Genomic DNA, 7,284 nt, shown 5'->3' with positions numbered 1-7,284 from the left:
AGTAAATCCTCCTCTTACCGCAGCGGCAGCGTCGCCGTCATCGGTCGCCCCAACGTGGGCAAGTCCACCCTGACGAATGCGCTGGTGGGCGCCAAGGTCAGCATCACGTCCAACCGGCCGCAGACAACGCGGCACCGCCTGCTGGGCATCGCGACCTTCGCTGCGGGCAAGGACCGTCCCGCCGGCCAGATCGTGCTGCTRGATACGCCCGGCCTGCACAGGCAGCAGGGCAAGTTCTCGGCGTCGGCGATGAGCCGGGTGATGAACCGCGCCGCGCGCGGTGCGCTGGAAGAGGTCGATGCCGCCCTGATGGTGGTCGAGGCCGGCCGCTGGGACGAGGAAGATACGCKGGCCTACAACGTCCTGCGCGACGCCGGCATTCCTGTGGTGCTGGTGGTCAACAAGGTCGACCGGATCAAGGAGAAGGCGGCGCTGCTGCCGTTCCTCGCCGAGGTCGGGCAGGGCCGCGAATTCGCGGCGCTGCATCCGGTGTCGGCGTTGAAGCGGAATGGCCTGGACGCCTTGGTGAAGGACGTGCTGGCACTGCTGCCGGAGCAGCCGCCGATGTTCGGCGAGGACGAGATCACCGACCGCAGCGAACGCTTCCTCGCCGCCGAACTCGTACGCGAGCAGCTGATGCGCCAGCTCGGCGCCGAGCTGCCGTATGCCACCACCGTCGAGATCGAGAATTTCACCACCGAGGCGTCGCCGAAGGGCGACCTGGCGCGCATCGGCGCGGTGATCTGGGTGGAACGCGAAAGCCAGAAGGCCATCGTGATCGGCAAGGGTGGGGCGCGCCTGAAGGACATCGGCAGCAAGGCGCGCCAGCAGATGGAGCACCTGTTCGGCCGCAAGGTTTTCCTGGAAACCTGGGTACGCGTGCGCGAAGGCTGGTCCGACGACGAGACCGCGCTGAAGGCCTTCGGGTACGAGTGAACCTCCGGCGACACCCGGCTCCATGCGCCTGAGCGACACCGCCTTCGTCCTGCACGCGCGTCCCTGGCGCGAAACCAGCCTGCTGGTCGAGGTCTTCGGTCGCGACCACGGGCGCCTGGGCCTGATCGCTCGTGGAGTACAGGGCCCGAAGAAGCACGTGGTGCGCGCGGCACTGCAGCCCCTGCAATTGATCCGTCTGGAGGGCGATCAGCGTGGCGAACTGGCCCGGCTGGTCAGTGCGGAAGCGCTCGATGCCGCCCCGCAGCCTGCCGGAGACGCGATGCTGGCCGCGTTCTACCTCAATGAAGTGGTGCTGCGCCTCGCGCCTCGCCATGATCCCTTGCCCGACCTGTTCGACGCCTACGCCCGCACGCGCGAGCAGTTGCGCCAGCGCGACGGGCTGGCGTGGTCGCTGCGGCGCTTCGAGCGCGACCTGATCGAAGCGCTGGGCTTCGGCTTCGCCCTGGATTGCGATGGCGATGGCGAACCGGTCGACCCCGCCGCACGCTACCGGCTTGATCCGGAGCATGGCCCGCGCCGCCTGCACAGCGATCGCGGGCACCACGAGCGAAGCCAGACGGCCACCGGTCGGGCGTTGCTGGCGCTGGCCGATGATGTCGCGCCGCCCCCCGACGACCTGGCCAGCCTGCGGCTGCCGATGCGATCGGTACTGGCGCACCACCTGGGGCCGCGCGGGCTGAAGTCGTGGGAGATGATCGGCGATCTGGGGCGGCTGAAGCGCGCCGAGCGCACGAGCGACTGACGCCGTCAGGACCCGGTCGCCAACAGGCGATCGGTGGCGGCGACGAACGCGTCGCGCAGGCCTTCGTCGCCGGGGGCCGCATGCCAGCGCGATGCGACGCCCGACAGCGCCGTGGCGCCGGCGAAGCCGCAACTGGCCTGCAGCCTGTGCAAGTGCGCGCACAACGCGGCGCGGTCGCCACGTCCGAAGGCATCCAGGCAGGACGACCGGGTGGCGGGCAGTTCGGACAGGAACAGCTGCCTCAGCAGGGCCACATGGGCATGGCTGCCACCGAGCGCGCCGAGCGCCGCGGTATCGTCCCAGTCCGGCGATGCAGCGCCTCCTCGCGGATCCAGCGCAGCGCGAACGGCGTCCCGCAGCGCCTGCGCGGCCAACGGCTTCGTCAGGACATCGGCGAAGCCTGCCTGAAGCAACCGGTCGCGCATGGCGGGCGTCGTATCGGCCGTATGCGACAGCGCGACCGCGGACGCGTCGCGCATGCGCAGGTGCTGCAGCAATACCGTGCCGGTACCGTCCGGCAGGTTGGCATCGATGAGCCAGACATGGAACGCGTCTTCGAAGGCCAGCGCCTCCGCGCAGCTGCCGGCGACGCGCACGTGGGCGGGCAGCGCTTCGAGTRCCGCCGACAGGAAGAGGGCGCTGACGGGATCGTCTTCCACCAGCAGTATCGACGGCATCGTGCCGGGGAGGGCGGGCATGGTCGGGCTTCCTGCGGGACTGGCCCATCTTAGCGTCGGCGGACGCTGCCGGTGGCCATGCGACAATGCGGCCCCGCCAAACACACGCAGCCTGACGCCACGTGGCACGACCCCGCTCCCCCCGCATCGACAAGACCCCTTTCGAAGCTCTCATCACCGACCTGACCCACGACGGCCGCGGTGTCGCCCGTCGCGAGGGGAAGGCCGTCTTCGTGTCGGGCGCCCTGCCCGGCGAGCGCGTGATGGCCGAGCAGACCGCCAAGAACCGCCATTTCGACGAGGCGAAGGCGCTCCAGGTGCTCGACGCCTCGCCCGACCGCGTGACGCCGCGCTGCCCGCACTTCGGCACGTGCGGCGGCTGCGTATTGCAGCACCTGGATGAAGCGCGCCAGATCGAAGCCAAGCAGCGCGTGCTGCTGGAGAACCTGGAACGCATCGGGCACGTGGCACCGAAGACCGTGCTGCCGCCCCTGACCGGCGCCAGCTGGGGTTACCGGCGCAAGGGGCGGTTCTCGGTACGCCGGGTCAACAAGAAGGACAAGACGCTGGTCGGTTTTCGCGAACAGGATCCCCGCTTTGTCGCCGACCTGCGCGAATGCCACACCGTCATTCCCGAGATCGGGGGCAAGGTCGCCGATCTCGCCACGCTGGTCGAAAGCCTGGACGCGCGCGAACACATCCCGCAGATCGAGTTCATCGCCGGCGATGCCAGCGAAGGCGCCAGTGGCGTCGCCCTCGTGTTCCGCCACCTGCAGCCCTTGAGCGACGGTGACCGCGAGAAACTCGTCGCCTTCGCACGCGCGCACCGCTTCGCTATTTTCCTGCAGCCTGGCGGGCTGGAGAGCGTGCATGCGCTGTGGCCCGAGGCGCCGCAGCTGGCGTTCGCGCTGGCGCCGTGGGACGTGTCGCTGGCATTCCGTCCGCTGGACTTCATCCAGGTCAACGCGGCGCTCAACGAGAAGATGATCGCGCGCACGTTCGACCTGCTCGATCCGCAGCCGCAGGACCGCGTGCTGGACCTGTTCTGCGGCCTCGGCAACTTCACGCTACCGATGGCGCGCCGGGTGGGCGAAGCGGTCGGCGTCGAAGGCGATGCCGGGCTGGTGGCGCGTGCGCGCGAGAATGCACAGCGCAATGGCCTGGCGAATGCGCAGTTCCATGCCGCCGACCTGACCCAGGACCAGCGCGGCACGGCCTGGATGCGGCAGGGTTTCGACAAGCTGCTGCTGGACCCGCCGCGTTCCGGCGCCATCGAGGTGCTGCAGCAGCTGCCGCTGAAGCAGTTCGACCGTATCGTGTACGTCAGCTGCCATCCGGGCTCGCTGGCGCGCGATGCCGGCTACCTGGTCAACGAGCAGGGTTATGCGCTGGTGTCGGCGGGTGCCATGGACATGTTCCCCCACACGGCGCACGTCGAGTCGATCGCCTTGTTCGAGCGGCGCTGATGGGCATCGAGATCGAGCGCAAGTTCCTGGTCGCGAGCGATGCCTGGCGCGAGGCCGCGCATGACGTCGTGCCGATGGCGCAGGGCTATYTCAACGACAGCGGCGCGATCGAACGCGGCGAACAGAAGGCGTCGGTGCGGGTGCGCATCCAGGGCGGTGGAGCCTACCTCAACCTCAAGTCGCGCGAACTCGGTCCAACCCGGCAGGAGTTCGATTACGCCATTCCGGTGGAAGATGCCCGTGCGCTGCTCGCATTGTGCGTGGGCGGACGGATCGAGAAGCATCGACACCTGGTGCGGCATGCCGGACATCTCTGGGAAGTGGATGAATTCCTCGGCGACAACGCCGGCCTGGTGGTGGCGGAGATCGAGCTGGGCCACGCCGACGAGGCGTTCGAGCGGCCCGGCTGGCTGGGCGCCGAGGTCACCGACGATCCGCGCTATTACAACCTCGCGCTGGCCAGCCACCCGTATGGGCGCTGGCCGCGCGAGTGAGTCCGCCGTTGCCGCATCCATCGGTGGCGCGCCCACGTACGAGCGGTGACACGCCACCGTCCCGACCATGCGCCGCAAATCCGACCTGCCCAGCAAGCCCTGCCGCACGTGCGGTCGTCCCTTCACCTGGCGGCGCAAGTGGCGCGAAATCTGGGACGAAGTCGCCCACTGTTCTGAGCGCTGCCGGCGACAGCGCAAGGCGCGTGCATGATGCCGCCCGGGCAGGACACGTCGCCGGCCCATACGCTGAGGCTGGTGCTCGGCGACCAGTTGGATCCGCAGCACTTCTGGTTTTCCCGCCTCGATCCGGGCGTGGTCCATGTGCTGATGGAGATCCGGCAGGAAACTGACTACGTGCTGCATCACGCGCAGAAGATCCTTGCGATCTTCGCCGCCATGCGCGCATTCGCCGCGCGCCTGCGCGCCGCTGGCCACCGCGTGCACTACGTGGCGATCGACGATCCCGGCAATCACCAGCACCTGACCCGCAACCTGGATGCGCTGCTCGCGCGCCATGGTGCCAGCACCTTCGCCTATCAGCCTGCGGACGAGTGGCGTCTCGATGCCCAGCTCCTGGCGTGGACGGCGTCGCTCGATCTGGCCGTCGAACGCGCACCCGATGTCCACTTCCTGGCCGCCCGCGACCAGGCCGCCCGGCAGTTCGGAGCGCGACGGCAGTGGCGCATGGAGACCTTCTATCGCGCCATGCGGCGACAGCATCACGTGCTGCTGGAGCCCGACGGCACGCCCGCCGGAGGACGCTGGAATTTCGACCACGACAACCGCGCGGCCTGGCCGGGCACGCCTGCCGAACCCGCGGACTGGCGCCGGCCGCACGACCATCGCGGGCTGTGGGCGACCATCGAGGCGGCCGGCATCGCCAGCTTCGGCGAGCCGCAGGCCCGTGCGTTGAGGTGGCCCCTCGATCGCGACGAGGCGCTGGCCGACCTGGAGGCATTCGTCGTCCACGCGCTGCCGTGGTTCGGCCAGTACCAGGATGCCATGAGCACGCGGGCGCCGCGGCTGTTCCATTCGCTGCTGTCCTTTGCGCTGAATACCAAGATGCTGCGACCGGCCGAGGTGATCGCGCGTGCGGAAGAGGCCTGGCGCGAGGGGCACGCACCGCTGGCGTCCGTCGAGGGCTTCATCCGCCAGATACTGGGATGGCGCGAGTACGTGCGCGGCGTCTACTGGGCCAAGATGCCGGACTATGCGGCAATGAACCACTTCGGCCACGACACGCCACTGCCGAACTGGTTCTGGACCGGGCGCGTGCGCATGCGATGCCTGGCCGAGGCCGTGGGCCAGTCGCTGTCGCAGGCGCATGCGCACCATATCCAGCGATTGATGGTGATCGGCAATTTCTCGCTGCTGGCAGGGCTGGACCCGCAGGCGTTGCACCGCTGGTACCTGGGCGTCTACATCGATGCCTTCGAATGGGTGGAGCTGCCCAATACGCTGGGCATGAGCCAGTTCGGCGATGGCGGCCTGCTGGCCAGCAAGCCGTACGTCAGCGGCAGCGCGTACCTGGATCGCATGAGCGACTATTGCCGGGGTTGCCCGTACGACCGCAGCCAGCGTACCGGCGCACGTGCCTGTCCGTTCAATGCGCTGTACTGGGATTTCCTGGAGCGCAACCGCGCCTCGCTGGAACGCAACCCGCGCATGGCGTTGCCCTATCGCCAGTGGGCGCGGATGGACACGGTGACCCGTGAAGCACTGTCCGCGCACGCACGCCACGTGCGCGGCGCGCTGGCATCGCTCTGAGGCRACGCGGCCGCCGTGTGAACGGCGCGGTCTGACGGCTGCACGGGCATCTGCGACAATGCAGGCCCCGCGCCCCCGGGCGCCGCCCATGAGGCTTCCACCGCAATGCTCGTCATCGGCATCGCCGGCACCGAACTCACCGCGCAGGAGCGCGACTGGCTGCAGCACGACGCCGTCGCCGGCGTCATCCTGTTCACCCGCAACTTCGCCTCGCGCGCACAGGTGGCGGAACTGTCGCAGGCCATCCGCGCCGCCGCGCCGCGTCCGCAACTGGTCTGCGTGGACCAGGAAGGCGGCCGCGTGCAGCGCTTCCGCGAGGGTTACAGCGACCTGCCCGCGCTGGAAGGCTTCGGCAAGCTCTACGCGCAGGATCCGTCGCTCGCCCTGCAGCGGGCGGAGGAACACGCCTGGCTGATGGCCAGCGAGATCATCGCCAGCGGCGTCGACCTGAGCTTTGCGCCGGTCGTGGACCTGGCGCGCGGCAATCGCGCCATCGGCAACCGGGCGTTCGATGCCGATCCGCAGGTCGTCGCCGAGTTCACTCGCGCCTACGTGCGCGGCATGCACAGCGCCGGCATGGCCGCCACGCTGAAGCATTTCCCGGGCCACGGCACGGTGCTGGAAGATACTCACTTCGACGATGCCGTCGATCCGCGCCCGCTGGACGTGCTGCGGGCCGAGGACCTCGTGCCCTTCGTCGCCGGCATCGAGGCCAAGGCCGATGCGGTGATGATGGGGCACGTGAAGTATCCCGCCGTCGCCCCGGAACCGGCCGGCTATTCGCCGTTCTGGATCCAGCAGGTGCTGCGCGAAGAGATGGGTTTCCGGGGCGTGGTGTTCTCCGACGACATCGGCATGGCCGCGGCGTTCTCCGCCGGTGGCGTGAAGCAGCGCATCCACGACCACCTCGATGCCGGCTGCGACGTGGTGCTGGTCTGCTCGCCGAAGCTGGTCGACGAATCGCTGAAGGCGGTGGAAGGCCGCGCGCTGAACACCGCCGCCGTCCTCGGCGTGCTGGGGCGCGGTGCGCTGGGATGGGACGGGCTGATCGCGGATGACCGCTACGGCCAGACGCAATCGCGCGTCATCGACAGTCTGAAGGGAGTGGCTTGATGGAAACGCTGGGCAATCCGCGGCCGAAGCTGGTCGACGCGCTGGCCAACGCCGACCTGTTGGTCGAC

General features: G+C 69.0%; 8 protein-coding genes. 7 read left to right on the top strand and 1 reads right to left on the bottom strand.

All coding sequences use genetic code 11. The annotated features are described in order from the left end of the window. Both era and recO read left to right on the top strand, forming a co-directional pair. On the top strand, window positions 1-936 hold a 936-nt coding region (gene era / locus AC04L7_RS09220), incomplete at its 5' end, for a GTPase Era (RefSeq protein ID WP_475512874.1). Window positions 937-958: 22 nt separating this feature from the next. After that, complete coding sequence (gene recO, locus AC04L7_RS09215) at window positions 959-1,699, top strand: DNA repair protein RecO (protein WP_296280154.1); 741 nt, start codon at window positions 959-961, stop codon at window positions 1,697-1,699. Between the two features lie 5 nt (window positions 1,700-1,704). On the opposite strand, the gene AC04L7_RS09210 is transcribed toward recO, so the two are convergent. Continuing rightward, window positions 1,705-2,397: an Hpt domain-containing protein gene (locus tag AC04L7_RS09210; protein ID WP_475512873.1), complete on the bottom strand. Its 693-nt coding sequence runs from the start codon at window positions 2,395-2,397 to the stop codon at window positions 1,705-1,707. A 101-nt stretch (window positions 2,398-2,498) separates the two neighbouring features. Here AC04L7_RS09210 and rlmD point away from each other — a divergent pair, with 101 nt between their 5' ends. The 5 genes from rlmD (at window position 2,499) to nagZ (ending at window position 7,216) form a co-directional block, all read left to right on the top strand. After that, window positions 2,499-3,842, top strand: coding sequence for a 23S rRNA (uracil(1939)-C(5))-methyltransferase RlmD (rlmD, locus tag AC04L7_RS09205; protein WP_435997868.1), 1,344 nt, complete (start codon window positions 2,499-2,501; stop codon window positions 3,840-3,842). Next, window positions 3,842-4,336 carry a CYTH domain-containing protein gene (locus AC04L7_RS09200; RefSeq protein ID WP_475512872.1) on the top strand — a complete coding sequence of 165 codons (495 nt, stop codon included), beginning with the start codon at window positions 3,842-3,844 and terminating at the stop codon, window positions 4,334-4,336. The genes rlmD and AC04L7_RS09200 overlap by 1 nt, the downstream gene beginning before the upstream one ends. A gap of 67 nt (window positions 4,337-4,403) precedes the next feature. Then, a complete protein-coding gene (locus AC04L7_RS09195) occupies window positions 4,404-4,547 on the top strand; it encodes a DUF2256 domain-containing protein (RefSeq protein ID WP_296280158.1) in 144 nt (47 codons plus the stop codon). Next, entirely contained in the window at window positions 4,544-6,103 is a 1,560-nt protein-coding gene (locus tag AC04L7_RS09190; RefSeq protein ID WP_435997873.1) for a cryptochrome/photolyase family protein, read from the top strand. Before AC04L7_RS09195 ends, AC04L7_RS09190 begins: the two co-directional genes overlap by 4 nt. Window positions 6,104-6,208: 105 nt before the next feature. Continuing rightward, the gene (nagZ, locus tag AC04L7_RS09185) at window positions 6,209-7,216 is read left to right on the top strand and encodes a beta-N-acetylhexosaminidase (protein WP_296280160.1); all 1,008 of its coding nucleotides are present in this window, start codon (window positions 6,209-6,211) and stop codon (window positions 7,214-7,216) included. The last annotated feature ends 68 nt before the right edge of the window (window positions 7,217-7,284 follow it).

This window comes from Pseudoxanthomonas sp. LjRoot204_2, from assembly GCF_056175765.1.
The sequence above is the reverse complement of the archived record's forward strand: the minus strand, read 5'-3'. Positions and strand labels throughout refer to the sequence as shown.